Origin of the sequence: Neolewinella aurantiaca (assembly GCF_008014675.1) — a bacterium.
Classification (GTDB): Bacteria; Bacteroidota; Bacteroidia; order Chitinophagales; family Saprospiraceae; genus Neolewinella; species Neolewinella aurantiaca.
Map to the genome: position 1 here is coordinate 1 of NZ_VOXD01000042.1, position 23,833 is coordinate 23,833.

Here is a 23,833-nt window from a genome sequence, read left to right on the forward strand (position 1 = left end):
AACGCCTAAGCAAGTTAATGTTGCGCTGAAAACAGCTTTTCACATCGCTGCTTTTGCGGCTATCAAGACTAAATACCTCAGAGAATACTATGATCGTAAACGAGCAGAGAACAAGACACACTTACAGGTACTAAATGCTATCCGGAACAAACTATGTAGAGCGATCTACGCTTGCCACGAAAACAAAGTTATGTATGAAAGAAAGTTGCAAGCTTCTTTGGTTATCTCATAGCAATCGCAGGTGCAGGGTGCGTTTCTTGAGGAACAGGTATGGTCTTTAGTGATTTGCTTTACTTCCGCTTTCCTTCTTTCATCTCGAAGTTAAAACCTTCTTCTTCGAGTTCGCGGTAGCGTTTTTCGTCGAAACTGTAAAGCTTAGCCGGCCGGTGCGCGACGCCGGTCTGCGACCGGCCCAAATCGCGCAGCAAATTCATGGAAAGGAATTTCTTGCGGAAATTGCGCTTCTCCAGGTCGACTTCCCATACTGCCTCGTAAAGGTGTTGGAGGTCGGTGAGGGTAAATGCGGGGGGGAGCAACTCAAAACCAACCGGGCGGGTCCGGATTCTCCGTTTCAGGCGATTCAGGGCTACCTGGACAATGTCTTCGTGATCGAAGGCAAGCACACTGATGTCTTCAACGTTGTGCCACGCTACTTCTTCGGCGATGCTGGCGGCGTGGAGCTCGAAATCGGCCACTTTCACCAGGCTGTAATAAGCAACGGTTATTACCCGGCCGAACTCATGGCGGCCCGGTGCACCAAAGGAGCGTAACTGCTCGAGGTACACGTTTTCCAGTCCGGTCGTCTCCCGGAGAACACGTTGGGCGGCATCATCGAGATCTTCGTGTTGTTGGACAAAGTAGCCGGGCAACGCCCAGAAATCGGCGTAAGGGTCCTCGTTACGCCTGATGAGCAAGACCTTAAGCTTGCCATCGTCGAATCCGAATATTACATTGTCGACGGTGAACGCCGATTTGAAGAAGCTGTCAAAGCTTTTCTTTGCCTGAACCAAAGTATTGGGGGGTGTGTGAGTTGGAGGGCAAAGATAGTGCTGCCAGCCCAATATTAGTCCGCTTTCTGGTAACGGAGGTATTATCCGGCACGCAAAGCCCGGAGCGCAAAAATGATACTGCCCGAAGACCGGTCTTAAATTATGTTGTAGATTCTGCCGTGTATATCTTGTTGAGCACTTCGGGCGTTTACAGATAAAGTATAAGACGTATTCCTGTTTCAGAACATTGCTTCTCTTCCGTACGCTACAGATTTATCCTACTTTTAATCAGCTATCCAATGAACTCTCCCAAAACCAATGATCCTATCCTGACGGAACGCCAGCTAGCTGTTCCGGAACTGAAATGGATCGACGGATTCAGTCGCCTCCTCGATACCCGTTTTCGAATTCCCGGTACGGATATGCGTTTCGGTGTCGACTTCCTTTTGGGTCTTGTACCTGGTGCCGGAGATTTGATCTCTCTCGGTATGTCTGGCGTGCTGGTCGCAACGATGGCTAAAAACGGTGCCAGCGGTATGCTGGTAGCCCGCATGCTCTTTAACGTTGCGCTCGATGCACTCGTTGGTACCATCCCCGTTTTGGGGAATATTTTCGACCTGGTCTATAAAGCCAATTACCGCAATGCCGTGCTGATGCGCGAATTTTACGGAGAGGGCGAACACCAGGGCAGCGCCTGGCCAGTTGTGCTGGGCGTGATTGTTGCGATCATTGCCATTTTTGTGCTGGCCATATGGGCCACCGTAGAGGTTCTCGGATGGCTCTGGAGCTTGCTGTAGCAGGTTGCCCGCAACTACAGTTTAACGACCCGGAAGGTGCCACCCGCCACCCTCACCAGGTACACGCCGGCAACTCTGGTGTCAAGGCTGATAGTACCGCCTCCGGTAGCGAGCAGGCCTTTTTCCAGGATTCGGCCGTTGATGTCGATCAGCTCATAGGGTAAATCTGCATCTGCCCCCACGAGCCGGTACTGTATGTTCCCGGAAGTGGGGTTAGGAAACAGGTTTACCACATCTGATGATTCTCCGAAACGGGCGGTACGCACCTCGCTGTAGGTTACCCGTCCGTCGAGATCCTGCTGGCGAAGCCGGTAGAGGTAATCGGTATGAGGCAGTGCGGTACGGTCGTCGTAGCGGTAATCGGTTCCGGCCGCAACGAAGCCCAAAACGTCCCATGCACCTGCGTTCGCGCCCTGTTGGCTGCGCTCTACGAAAAAGCCGTAGTTGCCTGATTCCGATTCGGTCACCCAGTCAAGTGCGACGTAATTTTTTTTGCCCTCGGCGTTGAACTCAAGGAAGCTGACGGGTAGTGCTGCATTTTCGAGGCAGATTTTCACAGAAAATCCGTTTAGGAAACCGCCATCCCGGTTCGCATTGTCGGTAACGCTGAGCGTCCAGGTTCCGGCCGCGTCTTTATTGTCAAAGTCGGTCAGTGGATCAGCAGAGGGTGGGAAAAAACCGCCAGCCACCGGTGGGCAGGGGTAGGTGGTTTCGGTGCTTTCGTCGTCGAAGCTGATGAACATATTATTTTGTCCGTCACACTCTCTTGCCCATACGCGTACCTCGGTACCGTCGGGGTGGATAAGGTCTACGTTCAGGTCTTCAATGTAGGTGTGCTCAACGTCGAGTTGGTAGAGATCGACATCGGTGATGGTGCCGGCAACCGGCACGGTCAGATCCATTGTTGCGATCTGGACAGCGGGGCCATCGTCGATTACTGCAGGGGCGGCGGTACTGCCGAAGACCCGGCAGTCTGCGGTAACAAAGCTCGCCTCGGACCACTGGGAAATTCCACAATCGACCCTGGTCCGCACGCGCCAGTAGTAAACAGTATTACCTGACAGGTAATCAGGTATGCTCAGCTCGGGAGTAGTGGCATTGGTGACGCTGTAGAGCAGGGTACTGAAGTCAGGCGTATTCGCCAACTGGATATCGTACGTGGAACTGCCAACAACGGCTGACTGAAGCACGGGGCGGAGGTCTACGTCAGCACCAGTCGGAGCTATGGTCGTTGGGCCTGCTACGCTGCCGCCCGATGTTTTTTCGATAGTGATGGACTCAGACAGCTGCCCGTCGGTGCTGTTGCCGACCAGAGTCAGCTGCGATGTTCCGTTAGGAAGAGAGGAGAGTCCGTCGAGCGTAAGCGAAAACGAACCGCCGGGGCGAATGGGGTTGAGTGAGTAGCTTTGGCTGACGCCCGCCGGCAGGTTGGTTACCGACCAGGTGATTGGTGCAGTCGCACCACCAGCGGAGCTGGTGACGAAGTCGAAGGTTAATTCCTCACTGTCGGTAAAACACTCCGTGTAATTGAGCGGGCTGAGGCTGGTAAGGCCAATCGCGGGAGCCCCGGCACTGGAGACGATCGAGAAATCCTGCTGACTAACGTTGTAAAAAACATTGTCTTTACTCCGCACCATGATGCGGGCGTTGCTGCTGGTTTGAGCCGGCACCGTGACCTGGGCCAATCCGTTGTTGCTCGCATCAGTGAGGAGGGTTTGAAAGGTGGCTCCACCATCGGTGGAGAGCAGTACGTCAACGATCTGCGAGTTGTAAGGTGCGCCGTTGGTTTCGGCGACGTCCCATTGTACCTGAGCGGTTTGGCCCGCACTCCACTGGTTACCGTTGTTCGGGTCGGTAACCACGAAGGGGCGGTCTGAGGCGTCCACCGTGATGTTGATGTCGTCCTCGCTGGCGCAACCGTAGCTTGCGTTATAATTGATGACCGTTGCCCGGAAGCTCATGTTGCGGCTAACGGTTGGTGTGGCTTCCCAGGTAGGGTCTACGCCGTCGATTACGTCGGGAAGGTTGGGGAAGAAGCGCTCGGTGGAGGCTACCGGGTCGAAACTGCGGAACAACGGGCCTTCAACGTTGGTGCCCACCGGCGGCATCACATCGCCTTGTTCGGCATCGTATTGCTCCCAGTTGTAGCTCAGTGTTCCGTTTCCGGTAGCTGCTGACTTTAGCACGAAAGGCGTCCCGGCAGGAATGGTCTCGTCAGACTGCGCGGTTACTACCGGGTTGTTGAGGCTGGTATTGATGATGGTGCCACATCCGCCGCTGCCCAACTCAAAATGAGTGGTCATCTCCTCGATGCTGCGACCGTGAAAATAGTCGTCGCTCTGGTTCTGAACGTTCGGAGTACAGATACCGGCGTAACCCATGATCGAGCTGGCACTGCCGGGTTCCATGCCCGCACTGCTGCTGTAGTTGCAGCTGTTGTTCTGGGTGTGGTTGCCGCCAAAGTTGTGTCCCATTTCGTGGGCTACGTAGTCGATGTCGAACGGATCGCCTTCGGGGTTGGGGCGGCTGGTGGCACCAGCCGCTTTGCGGCTGTCGATGCAGGAAGCGCGGAGACTGGCAATACCGCCGCCGTTGGCCTGGGTTACGATGTGTCCGTAGTCATAGTTGTTATTGCCAATGATACCGGTCGTGTAGCTCGTATTTTGGTTGATCAGGCTGCTGACGTCGTTCACGGGGAATGGGTCCGTATCGGGGTCGTAATTGTACAGCAGGTCATTGTTGCCGACGAGGAGGAGGCGTAGAGAAATGTCGCGCGTGAAGACCTGATTGACGCGATTGACGGTGGTAACGATGGCGGATTGGACGAGTCCCGATTGTGCGGAGGAAGTTGCTCCGTGGTAGTTGCTGTATTCTCCGGTGGCCGTCATGGTGGTCCGGTACTGCATCAGTTCGCAGTCGCCGAGGGCTTTATTGGTTGTTTCGGGGAGGTCTTCTTCCACCAGGTTACCGTGCTCGGTATGGCAGGTAAAAGGGGCTACCTGATCGGGGTCGAAATCAGATTTGCGGTAAACCTGGTACTGATCGGTGCTTCGACGGTGCAAAGGGTCTACGAAAAAGGCTTCGGTGCCACCGCCGCGCACGGAGGCGTGGAAGCCGCGCTCCGTCCAGTCCAGGAAGATCGATTGAGCTGGATTGTCGACATTCAGGCCGTACCAGGTACGGATGTTAGGGTATTTGGCCAGGGCCGGAGCTTCGGCGATATCGTAGGCTACGATACGGTAGCGGGCTGACCCGCCATCGGGCAGTGGTAAAATGAGGGTGGCGTTACTGTTATCGGCGGGTACATTTCTTTCATGAGGCGCGTTGAAGAGGAGGTTGCGGAGTGCTTCGCCGTCGGTGCTCACGGTAAGTGAGGTCTTGGGGTGAATCCGCCGTTGACCGGAGAAGTTATCGGTTTTGAGAGGTTCCCATGTTTGGGCGAGGACGCAGGATGCAAGGGCCGCTGTAAAAAGCAGAGTTAAAAATAACCGCATGATTGAAGTAGTAACAGTGAAAAGTTCCAGATAGCAAGGACAAATATCGCAAAATCGGGCCACTGTCAAATCTATGTTTGGAGGAGTGTCTCCGGGGCGGCATTTCGTAAGGCGAGGTGCTGGTCTTTCGATCGGTTAGCTTAGTAACCGGGAATGCCTTGGTTATCAAGTCTCCATTGCACCTGCGTCTGCGCCATATGAGGTCGCAGCCGAAAAAACGAACATCTAAATTTTCGAACTATTTGACCGCCGGACTAGGTTACTGTTTGAGTTACTTCCGTACCTTTGCGCTTTCCTAAACAGGACCTCCCCTACATGAGCGATGCAATACACCACGAATGCGGCCTGGCGATGATTCGCCTCCGTAAACCGCTGAGTTATTACCACGAAAAGTATGGCACCAGCCTGCACGGCCTCAAAAGCCTGCAACTACTGATGCGTAAGATGCGTAACCGCGGCCAGGATGGTGCCGGAATGGCCACCATTAAGCTCGATCACCCACCCGGGAAGAAATTCATCAGCCGGAAGCGCTCGAACAAAACGGATTACCTCGACGACCTCTGGCGCGGCGTCTACCGCCGCTTCGATGAACTTACGCCCGAGCAACTCGCCGACGGCGAATACCTGAAAAGTAACCTCCCTTACACGGGGGAATTAATGATGGGGCATCTCCGCTACGGTACCCACGGCAGCAACGACATCGAAACCTGCCACCCTTTCCTCCGCCAGAGTAACTGGAAAACACGCTGCCTGATCGTAGCGGGTAACTTCAACCTTACCAACGTAGGGGAGTTGTTCGAAGAATTGGTGGAACTGGGACAGTTCCCGAAGGAAAAATCCGATACCGTTACCGTGCTCGAAAAGATCGGACACTTCCTGGACGACGAGGTGCAGCGCATCCACCAGTGGCACAAGCCCGACGGCTATTCGAACATCCAGATCAACGACATCATTGCCGAAGAGTTGGACGTACAGCGCCTGCTGAAGCGAGCCTCCAAAAAGTTCGACGGGGGCTACGTGATGGGCGGGATGATCGGCCACGGAGACGCATTTGTGATGCGCGACCCCGCCGGCATCCGTCCGGCCTTTTACCTGGAAAACGAAGAGTTTGTAGCGGTTGCTTCCGAGCGCCCTGCACTGCAAACGACCTTCAACGTTCCCTTCGAGTCTATCCGCGAAGTGGAGCCCGGGCACGCTCTCATTATTAAGAAGAACGGCGACGTAATGATGGAGCCGTTCATCAAGCAGTTGCCCCGGGCAGCTTGTTCCTTCGAGCGCATTTACTTCAGTCGCGGTACTGACCGCGACATCTACCTGGAGCGCAAAGAACTGGGTCGCCGCCTGGCTAAAGCCGTTACCAAGGCGATAGATTACGACTTCGACAATACCGTTTTTAGCTACATCCCCAACACCGCCGAAACCGCCTACATGGGTATGGTGGAAGGCCTGGAGCAGGAGCTGACTGAATGGAAGCGGAAAGCCATCAAGAAGAAGCAGAAAGCCGGTAAAAACGGGATAGGGAAAATCCTGAATACTAAAGTCCGCAACGAAAAGATCGTCGTAAAGGACGGTAAAACACGCACCTTCATCGCTGATACAACGAGCCGTGACGATATGGTTAGTCACGTGTATGATGTCACCTACGGTATTGTCCGCAATCACGTGGATACGCTCGTTTTGCTCGACGATTCGATCGTCCGGGGCACTACGATGCGCGACTCGATCATTAAGATTGTCAGCCGTTTGCTGCCCAAGCGGATCATCATTGTCTCTTCCGCTCCTCAGATTCGTTACCCTGATTGCTACGGCATCGATATGTCGCGGATGGGCGAGTTTGTTGCCTTCAAAGCGATGGAGGCGCTGCTGAAAAAGAAAGGGAAGCAGAAACTGATGAAGGTTGTCTACAAAAAAGCTCTCGAAGAGCTTAAGAAGCCGGTGGCGAAGCAGCGCAATGTAGTCAAAGAACTGTACGATCAGTTTGAGTACGAGGATGTATCGGACATGATTGCAGAGATCATTACACCCAACGGGACAAAGCCACAGGTGGATGTGATCTATCAGACCATCGAAGACCTTCGGCTGAGTTGCCCGGACAACAACGGGGATTGGTATTTCTCTGGCAATTACCCGACTCCGGGTGGTTTCCGGGTGGTCAACCAGGCCTTCGTTTACTACATGGAAGGGGTCGACAAGCGGGCGTACTAGACTAAACCCCCTTCCCGGTTTTTCCCATCGGGGAGGGGGTTAGTGAAAACGCTGCGCGTTTTGGAAGACCGAACGGATCATTGAGATTCTAATTGACTGGTAATGCTGTTTTGGCGGCCTTCACCTCCGGTGAGTAGTGGGGATGATGGACCTCTGGTCGCGGATTTGCCACGTAGAGGTTTAATCGGCGTGAAAATCCTCTTTCGGTGCCCGAGGACTGCGCTTCTTCCCGTTTTGCCCGTTCATTTTTTCTTGATAAAAAACGAACCAAAAAATCAAGGCTGTGCCACCGGCTGATCGTGGAATCCAATTCTTAAAGCCTAAAATGGAAAAACTCGCGTCGGCGTTGGTCGGGGTGTTTCCTGGCTTGTTGGTCCGTCGAAATCTGTGATGTTGATTTTTGGGCTTCGGGAACGCTCAGACAGTTTCCATTTTTAAACGGCTTCAAAAACCGGATTCCACTGCCGGTGCCAAGGCCGAAGGCGGAGGGACTGAACTCTGCGTTCTGCACTCTACACTTTGATTGCTGAGCGAATATTTAGAATCCCGATCCGGTCCGACTCTCCTGAAAAGTTGAAGTTCGGCAATGAAGGCCGCCGGCAGGCAAGGTGAGACGGGATGTAGCGCGGGCTCAATCGGAATGAAACTCCTCCACCGGTGCCCGAGGACTGCGCTTCTTCCCGTTTTGCCCGTTCATTTTTTCTTGATAAAAAACGAACCAAAAAATCAAGGCTGCGCCACCGGCCGATCGTGGAATCCAATTTCTGAAGCCTAAAATGGAAAAACTCGCTTCGGCATTGGTCGGGTCGCATCGGGATTTAATGGTCCGTCGAAATCTCTGGTGCTGATCCTGGGGCTTTGGGAATGCTCAGACAGTTTCCATTTTTAAACGGCTTCAAAAACCGGATTCCACTGCCGGTGCCAAGGCCGAAGCAAGAGTGTCGGAGCTCTGTGCGTTGCTTTCAATTACGGAAGTTGGAGCATCAAGGATAAGCTTTCAGTTCGGCCGCCTTCACCTCCGGTGAACAGCAGGGATTAGCGACTTACGGTCGCATAATTTTCCTGTTGAGTTCAGTCGGAGTAGAACTTATCTACCGGTGCCTCTGACTATTTTCATTGCGCAGCTACTTCGGCCTTGGCCCCGGCCACTAATGCGGTTGCTGGTGGCCGTTAAGAAAAGCAAGTTGTATGAGCCAACACAGAGTTGCTGCGTTTCCGAAGGGCTTCGACTCCCGACAGTTCCAGACTTCGAAGGATCAGTTTGAGGCGAGTTTTTGCTTTTTAGGCCAGCAGTGACCGTATTAGTGATCAGCCGGGGACACAGCCTGAGGGGTTTGCTTCTTTGCCCTGACAAAGAAGGCCGCCGGCAGGCAAGGTGAGACGGGATGTAGCGCGGGCTCAATCGGAGTAAGACTCCTCCTCCGGTGCCCGAGGACTGCGTTCCCTCCCGTTTTACCCGTTCATTTTTTTCTTGATAAAAAAAAACGAACCAAAAAATCAAGGCTGCGCCACCGGCTGATCGTGGAATCCGATTCTTGAAGCCTAAAATGGAAAAACTCGCGTCGGCGTTGGTTGGGGTGTTTCCTGGCTTGTTGGTCCGTCGAAGTCTTTGGTGCTGATCCTGGGGCTTCGGGGACGCTCAGACAGTTTCCATTTTTAAACGGCTTCAAAAATCGGATTCCACTGCCGGTGCCAAGGCCGAAGGCGGGGGGACTAAACTCTGCGCTCTGCACTCTATACTTTGATTGCTGAGCGAATATTTAGAATCCTGATCCGGTCCGACTCTCCTGAAAAGTTGAAGTTCGGCAATGAGGGCTGCCGGCAGGCAAGGTGCGACGGGATGTAGCGCGGGCTCAATCGGAGTAGAACTCCTCTACCGAGGCCTGAGGACTGCGTTCCCTCCCGTTTTGCCCGTTCATTTTTTTTTGATAAAAAACGAACCAAAAAATCAAGGCTGTGCCACCGGCTAATCGTGGAATCCAATTTTTGAAGCCTAAAATGGAAAAACTCGCGTCGGCGTTGGTTAGGTTGTTTCCTGGCTTGTGAGTTGCTCGAAGTCTTTGGTGCTGATCCTGGGGCTTCGGGGACGCTCAGACAGTTTCCATTTTTAAACGGCTTCAAAAACCGGATTCCACTGCCGGTGCCAAGGCCGAAGCCGGAAGGACTGAACTCTGTGCGTTGCTTTCGAATACGGAAGTTGGAGTATCAAGGATAAGCTTTGGCCCGGCCGCCTTCGCCTCCGGTCGCGTAATATTGAGAGAGAGAATTTGCCTGGAACTTTCCAGGCTTCTGAAAGACTGCGGAGCTGAACTGAATTAGCTATTCAACTGCTTGGCGAACAAGCGTGAGATATCCCGGAACGCTTTAAACTCCAGCGCATTGCCGGCAGGATCATAGAAGAACATCGTGTTCTGCTCGCCGGGCAGACCTTCAAAGCGGACGTAAGGCTCGATCTCGAACTTCACGCCGTGATCACGCAGTCGTTGGGCAAAATCTTCAAACTGTTGCCATTCCAGCACGACACCGTAGTGCGGTACGGGCACATGCTTTCCGTCAACTTCGTTGCGGTGATCGTCTTCCTGCTTTTTAGGGGCGAGGTGAGCAACGAGTTGGTGGCCGAAAAAGTCGAAGTCGATCCATTCGGTATCGGTGCGGCCCTCGGCGCAGCCGAGGACCGTGCCGTAAAAATGACGGGCGGCTTCGAGGTCGTCCACCGGGGCTGCAAGGTGAAATGGTTGAATAGGCATAAGTAATCGTTTAGTTATGAACTGGATTTGTTTGCAGTGGCAAAATACAGGTTTTGAGATTTATCCGGCTTCCGGGGTTTGTGCGACGGAGCGCAGGTGCAAACCAAGGTTCTTAAGAAAGCCTTAAAAGCGTAATGCCGTGGCCGCGAATGCCAGCTGTTTTCGTTGTCGATTCAAAACTACTAAAACCCTGAATATGCCTTATTTTTTTCTACTTGCTCTGTTGCTCACCGGAACCAGCAGCTATGCACAGACCGAACCCAAACCCACCTCTTTTCACTTCGAATTAGACTTCTTTCTTACCCGGCCGACAATGGTTAGGGCCGATAACGATCTCAAAAACAGGGTTGAAAAAGGAGGAGCCATAAGCTTTGCCATGCGCAGAAATCTCTCGCCACAACTTTCTCTGGAGGCAGGGTTAGGAGTTCAATTTCTGGGGCTCCGGCAACGGAAAGAGGATTTACTTTTTGGTTGTAACCTTCCCCCAGAGTTTGGCGGAGATAATGCTCCGTCCTCTTACCTCGACGCTACGGTTGCCCTGACGAGCGCGACTGTTCACGTAGCGCCAATCTTCCACCTTGAAGGTGACCGGGATGGCGTCTACCTTAAGCCTAAGCTCCGTTTCAACTATAACATCGGAGATACAGTAGATGGCGACTTACACGAGTGCGGCAGGGATGAAGGGACTGCAATCAACGTAGGCAGCGTTACGGCCCGTAAGCTCACACTATTCCCCGGGATCGGGTTCGGCTACCAGGGAGAAAACGAGAACGGTAAGTTCTCCTACATCGAGGTGAACTTCGCAATGTCGGCAGGGAAGACCTTCACTAAAGAGGCTGGCGGTCCCGCCGAACCGATAGGCTTCTGGCAGGAAGGCGGAGCCATGCTCGGTGGAGTAACCATCGGCTGGCAAATAGGGGGCGGAACGAAAAAGAAGAAACGGATGAAGAAAGTACAACCAGCACCGGAGCCGGGCTATTATTTTTTCCAGTAAGCTGCTGAAAACCTTGTCTGGATTTTGTCCAAATAGTATTAGCTTTGCGCCAACTGGTAATCAACAAACATTATGGACAACAAACGCCCCCTCTCCTTTAAGATGCGCATTATTCACCGTTACCTCGGCTTTTTCCTGGCCGGGATTATGGCGATTTATGCGGTTAGTGGAATCATCCTGGTTTTCCGTAGAACCAATTTTTTGAAGCAGAACGTCAAAACGGAGCGTGTAATCGCGGCCAATCTTGCGCCTGAAGCAGTAGGGGAGGCTTTGAAGATCAAGGACTTCGAAGTTAAAAAGACCGAAGGCGACGTCATCAGCTTCGGCGAAGCGAATACTTACAATCTTGCAACGGGAGAAGTGGTGACCTACAAGAAGCAGTACGGGTACGTGGTCGATAAGATCGTCCACCTGCACAAGGCAACAACCAACGACCCGATGTACTACCTCAACATCTTTTTTGGTTTGAGCTTACTGTTCTTCGTGATCTCCGCTTTCTGGATGTATCTCCCGGACGGAAAAATTCTGCGGAAAGGATTAATTTTTACCGCCGGGGGAATCATTTTGACGTTGATAATGTTGTTCGTATAACGAACGAACCTCCTGAGTTCAGTAAAGCCAATTTTTTTGGCTTCTTTGCCTGTGGTTCCTATTATTATCTACCCAATAAGCCCCGTAAGCCATCACAGTACTGACCCACTCCCAGATCGGCGCCCACCATACCGATCACAACGAAGACGCCTACGTCACCGCTGAGATTTCCGATCGCCACCTTCTGGTGGCGGTAATGGATGGTTGCTCGATGGGTAAAGACTCGCATTTTGCGTCTTCGCTGATCGCAAAGGTGCTCCGCCGAATCGCGAAGCAAACCAACCTGCGCAGCTTTGCCGAAAGAACGCAGCACACCACCCGTGATCTGCTTAAGGATACACTCCGCACTCTTTTCAGTGACCTGGTGCGCCTCAACGCCGATCTCGACCTCGACTACGACGAGCTGTTGAGTACGCTGGTGCTCGCTATTGTAGACACCCAGGAGCGCAACGCCGAAATTCTGGCAATCGGTGATGGTGTAATTGCCTGCGACGAGGAAATAGTAGAGTTCAACCACGACAACAAGCCCGATTATCTCGGTTATCACCTGCACGAAGACTTCGAGGACTACTGGAATGTGCTTACCCAGCGGGTCTCGGCGCAGGACTTTCAGGACCTCGCACTGGCGACCGATGGAGTACTTTCCTTCCGGGCCTTCAGCCACGATTCTTACCGGCCGGTTACCGATGATGAGTTGCTTACGTTCTTGCTCGTCGACCGGGAGGAAGGAGCAGAAGACACTGCTTACCGCAGGAAGGTGATTTACATTAAGAACACCTTCGGTCTGGAGGCCACAGATGATTTGACGGTGGTGCGTCTTTCGGTGTAGAGATACTTTGGTTTGTTGGGGTGGCGGTCACTTTTTCCCAAGTAACCCAACGGCCAAAAATCTGTCCGGATTAGACTGCATATGGCTCAACAGGCGCCCTACACGCTCTGATGCTTCGATATGTACTGCATGAACTTCTGGCGAAATGTGCCCGCAGTCTAAGGAGAAATCGAGCCAGGCTTGAGTTTCAATGTTCTCACTTGCGCAATCAGCAAGTTGAGATTGAAAGTGCGTGGGATATGCTCTACGCCCAAAACTCTCTGCAAGATTTGCAGTAACTGACCGCGAGGAACGACGAATTTGATCGGTAAGGCTGTAATCCTCTTCTTTGGGGAATTGATTGATCATGCGAAAAATGGAGCTGACCAGCTTAAATGAATGGTCGTATGCCTGCAGTCCTTGAAACGAGATCGTGCCATGGTACTATTATTGGTGAGCAGCAAAGTTGAGAATGGCCCAGCCAACTAGTCTTCATTTATACGTATATAAGCGTTTGAAAATGGATGGGGTGTTTAACTTGCTTACTTTCAATCAATTGCAAATTCGATGTTTCCCCTCCAACGCTCCAGAATTCCAACGAACTAACGAACCAACCTTCCAACGATCCAGTATACCATCATTCCCGCCGCAACGGCGACGTTAAGGCTGTGTTTGGTGCCAAACTGTTCGATTTCGATCGTCCCGTCGGCAGCATCGATGACGGCCTGGTTGACGCCGTTTACTTCGTTTCCAACTACAAGGACCAGAGGCTGACCGGCCGGAGGAGCGAAGTTTTTCAGCAACGTACTTTGCTCCGTTTGTTCCAGGCATTGCACCTGCGCGCCGTCGCCCTTCAGCTCCTTCACGAGCGCCAGCGCGTCATCGTGATGGCTCCAACTCATGGATTCAGTAGCGCCGAGTGCGGTCTTCAAAATGTCACGATGGGGCGGGGTTGCGGTGATTCCGCAGAGGTAAATGTGCTCGAGAGCGAAGCAATCTGCCGTCCGGAAAAGGCTGCCTACATTGTTGGCGGAACGTATGTCGTCGAGCAGGAGCGAGACCGGATTCTTCTTCGCGGCGGCAAATTCGGCAGGAGAGAGGCGGTTGAGTTCCGCCATAGATTTTTTCTTGTGCATGCTGAGCAGGGTAGGACGTCGTTTTTATTCATCCGCTTGAGGCGAACATGATTATGGGGCGCAAACGCAGGTGCAAAGAAACGCTTTTTGAAAAGCAACGTAACAACCGTATTGCAATGAATTGAGCTTCAGGGTGTAACAAGTGCTACCGTGCAGTGATAGAAGGATGAGTCTCGGAAATTGATCCGGGACCTGAAATTAACTCACCATGACCAACCGATCCACTTTCATACTGGCCACTTTTGGCTTCCTCCTCGTCCTGCTAAGTTGCGCCTGCGACCCTTGCGACGACCCCGGCACCATCGAAATCGACTACTCCGACCGTAGCGCACCAGACCTTTACTGGCAAATCGTTACCCGTACCACAACTCCATCCGGTCCGATCAGTGCGATCACTTTAGTTAGCGACCCGAACTCCTCTATTGGAATTACCAGCAATGACGTGGTGGAGGTTACTTTGTTTGGAGAAGACAACCAGAGCGGAATGAAATGGCTTAATCTGCAGGGTGGTTTTGGCTACTTATGCTCGGCCGCAGATGGTGCAATTGCCCTTGACGGCATTATCCCCGGCAACCGTATTTTCTTTGATCTTGCCGAAGGCGAGTGCGCCGTGGCTGAAGCGGAATATCCTGTTTTCGTTGTGGATGGAAGTAGTCTTTGCCCGGGGAACTTTCCTGGTCTGTCCAACGGAGGCTACGAACTACTGGGTTCAGGTGCTAATTCCAACGATTACATCAGGCAGAATTTTCGTCTGCTGATCAACATTCTGGATTCAGGCATTTAAGTCACAGACCGGCGCTCAAAAAGACAGCCACCGCTTCGGATCCGAAGCGGTGGCTGTCTTTTCAGTACTGTTTTCTGATTTTGAGACTCCTTAGTTACCCAGGTAGTTTTTCAGAAGCTTGGAGCGGTTAGCACCGCGGAGCTTATTGATGGCTTTATCCTTGATCTGGCGAACCCGCTCGCGGGTAAGGCCGAACTTTTCGCCGATGTCTTCGAGGCTCATGGGGTGCTCTACGCCGATGCCGTAGTAAAGCTTGATTACGTCGCACTGCCGTTCGGTAAGGGTTCCGAGGCTGCGATCGATTTCGCGGCGGAGGGATTCTTTGTACTCCAGTGCGGAGTCTGTTCCGGGGGTAGCGGTGTTAGCGAGTACGTCGAGAAGGCTGTTGTCTTCTCCTTCCACGAAGGGAGCATCCATGGATACGTGACGTGCGGCAACTCCGAGGGTGGTTTCTACTTCTTCGGGAGCGATTTCGAGCTGAGCGGCGAGTTCTTCGCTGCTGGGTTCACGTTCGTAGGTCTGCTCCAGCATAGAGAAGGCCTTATTGATTTTGTTGAGGCTACCTACCTTATTGAGCGGCAGGCGGACGATCCGGCTCTGCTCGGCAAGTGCCTGAAGGATAGATTGGCGAATCCACCAAACGGCGTAGGAGATGAATTTGAATCCACGGGTCTCGTCGAAACGTTGGGCTGCTTTGATCAGTCCAAGGTTGCCTTCGTTGATCAGGTCGGAAAGAGAGAGGCCCTGGTTTTGGTACTGCTTAGCTACGGAGACAACAAAGCGGAGGTTAGCTTTGGTCAGCTTTTCAAGGGCCAATTGGTCTCCTTGCTTGATCCGCTTGGCCAAATCAACTTCTTCTTCGGGGGTCAGCAGGTCGACCTTACCGATTTCTTGCAGGTACTTTTCGAGCGACTGACTCTCACGATTGGTTATCGACTTGGTTATTTTAAGCTGTCTCATACAGAAAGGATAGTTTTTGAAATTGGGCGCAAAATTACGGGTAATTTCCCTAGGAATCAATAGCTTATCGCTACTTTTCGCGCCTACCTTTACCCAAACACCACAGAGGCCCATTAGGTTGGGTTGAAAAAGAATTTTGGTAGTCTCGTTTTATTTACCTTAATTGCCCGCCATCATCCCTCCCAAATCACTGAAATGGAACGTGTTAAGTTTACCTCTGAGTTTATCTGTCGGGCTTCCCCCAACATCGTGTACCAATTCCTTACCGATCCGGCGTGTCTTACGCGCTGGTTTTGTGACGAAGTTGACATAAACGACCAAACCTACACCTTCGTGTGGGAAGGATCGGCCGAAGTCGCAGAGCTCATAGAAGACAAAGAAGGCGAAATGGTACGCTTCGCCTGGGAAGACGCCGACGACGACGACGAATACCTGGAGTTCGACATCAAGAAGAGCCCGGTAACCGGCGAAACGATTGTGAACGTTACTGATTTCGCCGACGACGACGAAGTAGAAGACCAGCGTGCGCTTTGGCTGACCCAGCTTACGCGCATGAAAGGCGTTATGGGCGGATAGAAAAGATCTGTTAGCTTTGGTATTCTCTAACCTTGTGGTGCTCTTCGTGAGTTACTACTTGGCCGCTGTATTCACAACTACTAAACTAAGGTGCTACCTTCGCGCTTATGCAGAAAATGTACCAACTATCCACCTGCTCCACTTGCAAACGCATAATCGGAGAGCTTGGCGAACAGCCCGATCTTGAGGTTGTCAATATTAAAACCGACCCAATCACCGGGGAACAACTCGATGAGATGGCTCGTTTGGCGGGCAGCTACGAAAAGCTGTTCAGCAGGAACGCCCGTAAGTATCGAAGCCAGGGACTTAATAAAAAGGAACTGACTGAGGACGACTATCGTCGCCTGATTCTTGAAGAGTATACCTTTTTGAAGCGTCCCGTTACGATCATAGGTGATCAGATTTTTATCGGGAACCGGGCCAAGGCCATAGATGCTACAAAGTTAGCTTTAGGTATCAAGTAGCCTTAAGGCAGTCAAGTTTGTCAGGGAAGTGATTGGTGAGTAGAAACACGAATCGTAAACCCCATTGCTCCGAAAAGGTCGATGGGGTTTTTCTTGTGCTTTTAAGGGTTTAAATGTACTGTTTTGCTGTAAGAAAGTGGTTTTATCCCTGAGTTTAGCTGAATTCGGAGGTGAATTGGCTTTTGTTGAAGGTTGAAACCTTCAAATGTACCATAATATCCTTTTTCTATGCTAGGGCGCCCTTTGCGGCGGCTTTACTTTTGTCGTGTAATTAAATCATTAATAACTAAAACAGAAATTACGATGAAAGCAATGCTGATTAATACCTACGGAGAAACCGCAAAGTTTGAAGCTACGGAAGTAGACAAGCCAAAAACGAAGGAGGGGCATGTTCTCGTGAAAATTGCGGCGTCGAGCATCAATACAATCGACCTTATGATCCGTAACATGGGGAAAGACCTACCGTTGTCTCCGGATCTTCCGGCAAGCCTGGGAATGGACTTTGCCGGTGTGGTCGAAGAAGTTGGCGAAGGCGTAGACGGTTACTCCGTTGGAGATGAAGTGTATGGCTGCGCTGGAGGCCTGGCCAATCTGCCCGGAACGCTGGCGGACTACATCGTTGCCGACAGCAACCTGATCGCGCTTAAACCCAAAAACCTTTCTATGCGGGAGGCAGCGGCTTTGCCGCTGGTAGGTATAACGGCCTACGAAGGTCTTACCCGCGCGGGCGTGGGTGAAGGACAGAAAGTGCTGATACACGGTGGTTCCGGTGGTGTTGGCCACCTGGCGGTGCAACTGGCGAAGTACTTCGGTGCTGATGTTTACTCGACGGAAGGCGATGAAACAAGACTGAAGCTGGTAGAAAAACTGGGAGCGACAACAATAAACTACAAAGCTGAAGCCGTAGAAGATTACGTGGCTAAGCATACCGGAGGAGCCGGGTTCGATGTAGTGTTCGATACCGTTGGAGGACCAAACCTGACGAATTCGTTTGATGCTGCCGCCCTGAACGGTCAAGTAGCAACCACTGTCTCTTTGCTGGAAATCGATTTGTCGACGGTACACTTCAAGGGCCTGTCGTTGCACGTTGTCTTTATGCTGATCCCGATGCTGAACAACTTCAAAAAAGAGAAGCACGGAGAAATTCTCAGTAAACTGGCAAAAATCATCGAAGCAGGTCACGTAACACCTGTAGTCGATGAGCACAAATTCTCTCTTACTGAGGCTGGCGAAGCACACCGTTTTCTTGAGAGTGGCCAGGCTATAGGTAAAGTAGTGGTTGAGAATTAGTGAAAGGTGATTCCAATCGGAGGATGCCCCGCAGCGAAGTCGGGGCATCCTTTTTTTTTGCGCGGCCAGAGTATAGTGAGCAAAATAGCCGGGATGTCTGTTCTTCAACCGATCGAAATACATGGCAGTAAGGTTCAATTCATACGGGCGCCGCAGGGAACGGAGACATGAAATTGTAAATTCAGGACAACCCTTATCGCACTTAATGGTTTTTCTGAGGACCTTCCGAATTGATTAGTTTTGGCGAAGAGGGTCATTACCATATACACACGACTTCCCCCCCGATATGCCCAACCGCCAGGAAATAACCTCATACTTTCAATCTTTGCAGGACGAAATCTGCGCAGCCCTAAGTGCAGCGGACGGGAGTTCCTTTCAGGAAGACAGTTGGGATCGTCCGGGTGGAGGAGGAGGTCGCGCCCGCGTGATAAGAGGCAACTATATCGAAAAAGGCGGAGTCAACTTCAGTGCGGTGCACGGTGATTTGCCGCCGCAGGCGGCAGCAAGCCTCCATGTCGATCCCGAAGAAACAGGCTTTTATGCTACGGGAGTAAGCATAGTGTTGCATCCTAAGAATCCGCACGTCCCGATCATCCATATGAATGTGCGCTATTTCGAGTTGGACGGTGGCCGCTTCTGGTTTGGAGGAGGGATAGACCTTACACCCCATTACATCGTTCCTGAACAGGCGGCTTACTTTCATCAACAGCTCAAAGACACCTGCGATCGTTTTGATGAAGCCTACTATCCGAAATTCAAGAACTGGGCGGATGATTACTTCTTCATTCCTCACCGGAATGAAACCCGCGGTATTGGAGGAATATTCTTTGATCGCCTGGAGCCAGGCACAGAAGGGAAGGACAAGCAGGCACTTTTCGACTTTACCGCAGCGGTAGGGGAGACCTTTGTGCCCACTTATCTTGAGCTGCTGAAAGTTAATAAAGACAAGCCCTTCACGGAGCAGGAAGCTGCGTGGCAAAAGCTTCGTCGGGGGCGTTATGTCGAGTTCAACCTGGTCTGGGACCGGGGTACTAAATTCGGCCTGACCACTAATGGCCGTACCGAGTCTATTCTTATGAGCCTGCCGCCGTTGGCTGGCTGGGAGTACGATTTTAAGGCAGCGCCGGGAAGCCGGGAGGCTGAGACCCTGGCCGCTTTGGTTAAGGGGAGGAATTGGCTTGAGAAGGACTTAGTTTAGTTTTTAAACACGGATATATCGACATGTCGATTTGTCGACTTGTCGACAAGTCGGTATTTCCCAAAAAGCCACCCCATCCCCTCCCTCCAGCCCAACCTTGCACCTGCGTCCCCGCCGCATGATAATTACTGCTGGAGCAGGGTTTGAAATCCCGGAAAAGGTCTTTCACCTTTCGGTATTTCGATCAACCAATCTCCCCTAAGCTGGTTACCTTTGCGCCGACAACGATTACCCGGCCAAATAACCACCACATATGCCAGTTCTTACCCCCCGTTTTGATCAGTTTCAGGACCGCCACCTGGGCCCAGATGCAACCGCTACTGAAGCTATGCTGAAGACCATTGGCGCAGCCTCGCTGGAAGAATTGATGGACCAGACGGTTCCTGCCAACATCCGTGACCGAGAACCCCTGGATGTCGCACCCGCCATCAGTGAGTACTACTACCTCCAGCACCTTAAGTCGATTGCCAAGCGCAATAAAGTGAATCGCTCCTTCATCGGAATGGGGTACTACAATACGGTTACACCAAGTGTTATTCTGCGAAATGTCTTCAGTAATCCGGGCTGGTATACCCAGTACACGCCCTACCAGGCTGAAATTGCGCAGGGACGACTGGAGGCCCTCCTCAACTACCAGACGATGGTGTCGGACCTCACTGGTCTGCCCGTTGCCAACGCGAGCCTTCTCGACGAAGGAACTGCTGCTGCTGAAGCAATGAGCATGTTTTACGGACAGCGCAATAAGCGGGTGAAAGGGGATCCGGTAAGCGTGTTCCTCGTTTCGGATCAGGTGTTGCCGCAAACCATTGCGGTGCTCGAAACCAGAGCAGAACCTCTCAATATCACCGTAGAGGTTAAACCGGTAAGCGAATTCGAGTTCGCAGAAAACCGCGTCTTCGGAATGCTGCTGCAGTACCCTGGCGCAAATGGTATTGTTGAAGATTACCGCGAGGTGGTAGAGCAGGCAACCGCAGCGAATGTATTTACCGTGGTGGCTGCCGACCTTCTGGCACTGACCCTGCTGACTCCTCCCGGAGAATGGGGCGCCGATGCCGTAGTTGGTAATTCGCAGCGCTTTGGCGTGCCGATGGGCTTTGGTGGACCGCACGCAGCTTACTTTGCTACCACCGACAAATACAAACGCCAGATTCCCGGCCGGATCATCGGTGTGAGCCAGGACCGGTTTGGAAACTACGCACTGCGTATGGCGCTGCAAACCCGCGAGCAGCACATCCGCCGGGAAAAGGCAACCTCAAACATCTGTACCGCCCAGGCACTGCTGGCCAACATGGCCGGCTTTTATGCCGCATACCACGGTGCTGAAGGCTTGAGCGCCATCGCTCGGCGCACCCATCACTTTACCGTATTGCTTGCTAACGCACTGGCTTCCGCCGGGTATACGCTCGCAAGCGAGTCTTTCTTCGATACACTCCACATCGGAGCCAGCCCCGAAAAAGCAAGCGAAATCCGCCAGAAAGCAGAGATGGAAGGCTACAACTTCTTCTACCCGACCGAAGGAGGTATCCGTCTCAGTTTCGATGAGTCTGTAGCTACAACCGACCTGACCGCCATATGCCGGATTTTTGGTGCTTCGCTGGATTACCAGGGAGCTGAACTGACCGAAAACGGTGGCGTCGGGGGAGTAGAAGATCGTATTCCCGAAGGGCTGAAACGAACCAGTGATTTTCTTACTCACCCCAATTTCCGCAAATACCGGACCGAGACCAAAATGATGCGCTACCTCAAGCGCCTCGAAAATAAGGACCTCAGTCTCGTGCACAGCATGATCCCTCTGGGCAGCTGTACGATGAAACTGAACGCTGCGACGCAGTTGATCCCTGTATCCTGGCCCGAATTCGCAGATATTCATCCTTTTGCACCTATTGAACAAGCTCAGGGCTACAAACAGATCTTTGCCGAGTTGGAAAAAGACCTGGCCGAAATTACCGGTTTTACTTCCTGTAGCCTGCAACCTAACTCAGGAGCAAGCGGAGAGTACGCCGGCCTGATGGTAATCAGAGCTTACCACCACGACCGCAACGAAGAGCACCGTGATGTAGCGATCATTCCTGAGTCTGCACACGGAACCAACCCCGCAAGTGCAGTAATGGCGGGTATGAAAGTAGTCGTAGTTAAATCCGACGATGCTGGTAATATCGACATCGATGACCTCAAAGAAAAGGTAGCGGAAAATAAAGATAATCTCGCCTGCCTGATGATCACCTACCCCAGCACTTTTGGTGTGTTTGAAACCGGAGTAGTTGAAATCTGCGAGGTTGTGCACGAGGCCGGAGGTATGGTTTACATGGACGGCGCCAATATGAACGCTCAGGTCGGGCTTACCAGCCCCGGCCGTATCGGAGCCGACGTTTGCCACCTCAACCTGCACAAAACATTCGCCATTCCGCACGGCGGCGGCGGGCCTGGAATGGGCCCGATCTGTTGTAACGAAAAACTCGCCCCTTTCCTGCCCGGACACCCGCTGCAGACTACGGGAGGCAGTAAGGCAACTAAGGCCGTATCTGCCGCTCCGTGGGGGTCGGCTTCCATCCTGCTGATTTCTTACGCCTATATCAAGATGCTGGGCGCCAAAGGACTCAAAGCAGCAAGTGAGTACGCCATCCTGAATGCAAACTACATCAAGGCTCGTATCGAGAATGATTACGACGTACTGTTTACCGGAGAAAATGGCCGGGCAGCACACGAGCTGATCATCGACTTGCGTCCGTTCAAGTCTGTAATGTCGGCCGGAGACCTGGCCAAGCGCCTGATCGATTATGGCTTCCACGCTCCGACCCTCAGCTGGCCGGTAGCCGGCACGGTGATGATCGAGCCTACCGAATCCGAAGGAAAGGATGAACTCGATCGTTTCTGCGATGCCCTGATCGCTATCCGGGCCGAAGCCGACGCGATCGCCCGGGGTGATGCTGATGCCGAAGACAATGTCCTGACCAATGCACCGCACACCATTGCCGAAATTACCGCCAATGAATGGACACACGCATACTCGCGCGAGCAAGCTGCGTTCCCACTGCCATACCTGCGTGAAGGGCTGAAGTTCTGGCCATCCGTGGGCCGCGTAGACGACGGCTACGGTGACCGGAATTTTGTCTGCACCTGCCCGCCCATCGAGGCCTACGCAGAATAGAAAATTCCAGATTGTGAAAAAAAACTGACAGCCAGGTAGCCAGATTGCTGCCTGGCTGCTTTTGTTTGTGTGGGACCGGCTGTAGCAGGCGAGGCCGCAGGTGCCAGGGCGGTTGAATGTCAGTGCTATCCTACCGGAACCATGTCCGTTCCCACTGCTTGCCGGACGAAGTGTTTCAGCATGTCTACCTGCTCAGCGCCAAGCTTTTCCCCGAATTTACCGGCCTGATAAGCCGTAAGCATAAAAAGCGCCGCAATGGGTAAGCCCCATACCGCCAGGCTCGACTCACCCATCATGTAGCGCGATATCCCATAAGAGGTAATGAAAAAACCACCGATGCCGACACTGAAGTAAATGAACATGAATAGTGTCCAGACGGAGGGCCGGGGGCCAATCAGACCCGCAATTACGGTAGGGCCATCAGCCTCCTCGTTTTCTTCTACCCTGAAATTCAGCTGCGGAGACCAGAAATGCACCTCGTCGCCGGTTATATCAAGAATGATATGATCGCCAATTACCCGGCCGGTAACGTGCGGCGGTGCCTTCGCCAGCAGCAGACGAATCCGTTCCATCACCTCCGTCGGGCTGCAGCGAACGTGGAACTTGAAGCGGGGGCGAATGTGGGTAATTGAAGTATCGATGAGCGACGGATTGTAAGGGCAATTTACTGATTATCTGCCAATGAAGCCCGGATTAAAAGCGGGAAACGAACCAACATTTCTCCGTTTCGATACAACCGCTTTTGCCTCTGAGCTTTTATCTTTTAAGCGGTAAGTAGTCTTACTTTTCATTCTTCCTCAACGTAAACGCGCCTACAGTGCCTCTTCGCAATACCCTTCTTTACAATAGCCTTGGTCTTCCCGCTTACTGGAAAGCCTGCCGTAAGGCCAGGGCCGAAATGGAAGCCGTCGTGGAAAAGGTCCGGTACGGAGAACACCGCCGGCAGTACGTTCTGGTTGTGAAGGGCAGGAACGCCATCCCCGGCCGCTACGCCTTCTATTTTCACGGTGGAGCCTGGACGTTCGGCCAGCCAGAGAGCTTTGTTCCGGCGGCGAATCCGTGGTTGGAGCTCGGCTTCACGGTCGTGCTGCCCAGTTACCGCCGCCCACCGCAGGTGGGATTGGACGGGGTGGTGAACGACTGCCGGGCCGCCATCGGAGCGATAGAGCCCGCCGGACAGGTGACCCACCTCCACGCAGGGGGAATCAGCGCGGGCGCTCATCTCACCGCTCTGTTGAGCCTCCACCCGGAGTGGTGGAAGGAGGCCGGCTGGCCCGGCGGCCCGCAAAAGGCATTGCTTTGCGCCGGACCTTTATCATTGGAGCTTCTCTCTCCGCGGGCAATTTTCAGGAGATACGCCCATCTGGATCCCTGCCAAACAATCATTCCTGACCTGCCCGACTTAGATTGGCAGTTGCTACACGGCACCCATGATGGTATGGTAGACAGTAATCACTCAGAAAATTTCTACGAAAAGTTGTTGGCGGCGGGCCATTCTGCGGACCTTCACATTCTCCCCGGTGGTACCCATCTGGATGCCGGCCGGTGGATGTTCGGAGGGCAAGGAGCGCAAACCGTTCGTGATTTCCTGGGCGCAGGCGCAGGTGCAGAGTAAGGCTGCTTAACGAGCAGAGCTGAACGCTGTAACCAAT

At 52.7% G+C, this 23,833-nt stretch carries 19 protein-coding genes and 1 pseudogene; 13 read left to right on the forward strand and 7 right to left on the reverse strand.

The annotated features are described in order from the left end of the window. Positions 1–232, forward strand: a pseudogene (locus tag FUA23_RS22610) (IS110 family transposase); the annotation flags it as partial. Between the two features lie 58 nt (positions 233–290). Here the strand turns inward: FUA23_RS22610 and FUA23_RS19820 are convergent. Further along, entirely contained in the window at positions 291–1,010 is a 720-nt protein-coding gene (locus tag FUA23_RS19820) for an NUDIX hydrolase (RefSeq protein ID WP_147932516.1), read from the reverse strand. 278 nt (positions 1,011–1,288) lie between these two features. Between FUA23_RS19820 and FUA23_RS19825 the strand changes: the two genes are divergently transcribed. Further along, positions 1,289–1,786, forward strand: a complete 498-nt coding sequence (locus FUA23_RS19825; protein ID WP_147932517.1) for a DUF4112 domain-containing protein — start codon at positions 1,289–1,291, stop codon at positions 1,784–1,786. Positions 1,787–1,800: 14 nt separating this feature from the next. Here FUA23_RS19825 and FUA23_RS19830 read toward each other — a convergent pair whose 3' ends face one another. Then, on the reverse strand, positions 1,801–5,280 hold the full coding sequence (locus FUA23_RS19830) for a reprolysin-like metallopeptidase (protein WP_147932518.1): 3,480 nt from the start codon (positions 5,278–5,280) through the stop codon (positions 1,801–1,803). A gap of 315 nt (positions 5,281–5,595) precedes the next feature. Here FUA23_RS19830 and FUA23_RS19835 point away from each other — a divergent pair, with 315 nt between their 5' ends. Next, positions 5,596–7,485, forward strand: coding sequence for an amidophosphoribosyltransferase (locus FUA23_RS19835; protein ID WP_147932556.1), 1,890 nt, complete (start codon positions 5,596–5,598; stop codon positions 7,483–7,485). 2,315 nt (positions 7,486–9,800) lie between these two features. On the opposite strand, the gene FUA23_RS19840 is transcribed toward FUA23_RS19835, so the two are convergent. Further along, positions 9,801–10,232 (reverse strand): VOC family protein, encoded by a 432-nt coding sequence (locus tag FUA23_RS19840; protein ID WP_147932519.1) that lies wholly within the window; start codon positions 10,230–10,232, stop codon positions 9,801–9,803. Positions 10,233–10,428: 196 nt separating this feature from the next. On the opposite strand from FUA23_RS19840, the gene FUA23_RS19845 reads away from it, so the two are divergent. The 3 genes from FUA23_RS19845 (at position 10,429) to FUA23_RS19855 (ending at position 12,646) form a co-directional block, all read left to right on the forward strand. Continuing rightward, positions 10,429–11,226: a hypothetical protein gene (locus FUA23_RS19845; RefSeq protein ID WP_147932520.1), complete on the forward strand. Its 798-nt coding sequence runs from the start codon at positions 10,429–10,431 to the stop codon at positions 11,224–11,226. Between the two features lie 72 nt (positions 11,227–11,298). Continuing rightward, positions 11,299–11,817, forward strand: a complete 519-nt coding sequence (locus FUA23_RS19850; protein WP_147932521.1) for a PepSY domain-containing protein — start codon at positions 11,299–11,301, stop codon at positions 11,815–11,817. 115 nt (positions 11,818–11,932) lie between these two features. Then, on the forward strand, positions 11,933–12,646 hold the full coding sequence (locus FUA23_RS19855) for a protein phosphatase 2C domain-containing protein (protein ID WP_262713716.1): 714 nt from the start codon (positions 11,933–11,935) through the stop codon (positions 12,644–12,646). A 27-nt stretch (positions 12,647–12,673) separates the two neighbouring features. Here the strand turns inward: FUA23_RS19855 and FUA23_RS19860 are convergent, their stop codons facing one another. Both FUA23_RS19860 and FUA23_RS19865 read right to left on the reverse strand, forming a co-directional pair. Next, positions 12,674–13,057 carry a four helix bundle protein gene (locus FUA23_RS19860; RefSeq protein WP_147932523.1) on the reverse strand — a complete coding sequence of 128 codons (384 nt, stop codon included), beginning with the start codon at positions 13,055–13,057 and terminating at the stop codon, positions 12,674–12,676. Positions 13,058–13,227: 170 nt separating this feature from the next. Continuing rightward, positions 13,228–13,761, reverse strand: coding sequence for an RNA methyltransferase (locus FUA23_RS19865; protein ID WP_147932524.1), 534 nt, complete (start codon positions 13,759–13,761; stop codon positions 13,228–13,230). Between the two features lie 208 nt (positions 13,762–13,969). Between FUA23_RS19865 and FUA23_RS19870 the strand changes: the two genes are divergently transcribed. Beyond that, positions 13,970–14,545, forward strand: a complete 576-nt coding sequence (locus FUA23_RS19870; protein ID WP_147932525.1) for a hypothetical protein — start codon at positions 13,970–13,972, stop codon at positions 14,543–14,545. A gap of 90 nt (positions 14,546–14,635) precedes the next feature. On the opposite strand, the gene FUA23_RS19875 is transcribed toward FUA23_RS19870, so the two are convergent. Next, positions 14,636–15,505: a sigma-70 family RNA polymerase sigma factor gene (locus tag FUA23_RS19875; RefSeq protein WP_147932526.1), complete on the reverse strand. Its 870-nt coding sequence runs from the start codon at positions 15,503–15,505 to the stop codon at positions 14,636–14,638. Between the two features lie 195 nt (positions 15,506–15,700). Between FUA23_RS19875 and FUA23_RS19880 the strand changes: the two genes are divergently transcribed. From FUA23_RS19880 to gcvP, 5 genes are all read left to right on the forward strand, one after another. Further along, the gene (locus FUA23_RS19880; RefSeq protein ID WP_147932527.1) at positions 15,701–16,081 is read left to right on the forward strand and encodes an START-like domain-containing protein; all 381 of its coding nucleotides are present in this window, start codon (positions 15,701–15,703) and stop codon (positions 16,079–16,081) included. A 107-nt stretch (positions 16,082–16,188) separates the two neighbouring features. Further along, positions 16,189–16,545 carry an arsenate reductase family protein gene (locus tag FUA23_RS19885; RefSeq protein ID WP_147932528.1) on the forward strand — a complete coding sequence of 119 codons (357 nt, stop codon included), beginning with the start codon at positions 16,189–16,191 and terminating at the stop codon, positions 16,543–16,545. 303 nt (positions 16,546–16,848) lie between these two features. Further along, entirely contained in the window at positions 16,849–17,835 is a 987-nt protein-coding gene (locus tag FUA23_RS19890; RefSeq protein WP_147932529.1) for a zinc-dependent alcohol dehydrogenase family protein, read from the forward strand. 286 nt (positions 17,836–18,121) lie between these two features. Further along, the gene (gene hemF, locus FUA23_RS19895; protein WP_147932530.1) at positions 18,122–19,033 is read left to right on the forward strand and encodes an oxygen-dependent coproporphyrinogen oxidase; all 912 of its coding nucleotides are present in this window, start codon (positions 18,122–18,124) and stop codon (positions 19,031–19,033) included. Between the two features lie 253 nt (positions 19,034–19,286). Then, positions 19,287–22,181 (forward strand): aminomethyl-transferring glycine dehydrogenase, encoded by a 2,895-nt coding sequence (gcvP, locus tag FUA23_RS19900; protein WP_147932531.1) that lies wholly within the window; start codon positions 19,287–19,289, stop codon positions 22,179–22,181. A gap of 125 nt (positions 22,182–22,306) precedes the next feature. Here gcvP and FUA23_RS19905 read toward each other — a convergent pair whose 3' ends face one another. After that, positions 22,307–22,753, reverse strand: a complete 447-nt coding sequence (locus FUA23_RS19905) for a hypothetical protein (RefSeq protein WP_246144395.1) — start codon at positions 22,751–22,753, stop codon at positions 22,307–22,309. Between the two features lie 245 nt (positions 22,754–22,998). Here FUA23_RS19905 and FUA23_RS19910 point away from each other — a divergent pair, with 245 nt between their 5' ends. Next, entirely contained in the window at positions 22,999–23,796 is a 798-nt protein-coding gene (locus FUA23_RS19910; RefSeq protein ID WP_147932533.1) for an alpha/beta hydrolase, read from the forward strand. Positions 23,797–23,833 lie beyond the last annotated feature (37 nt).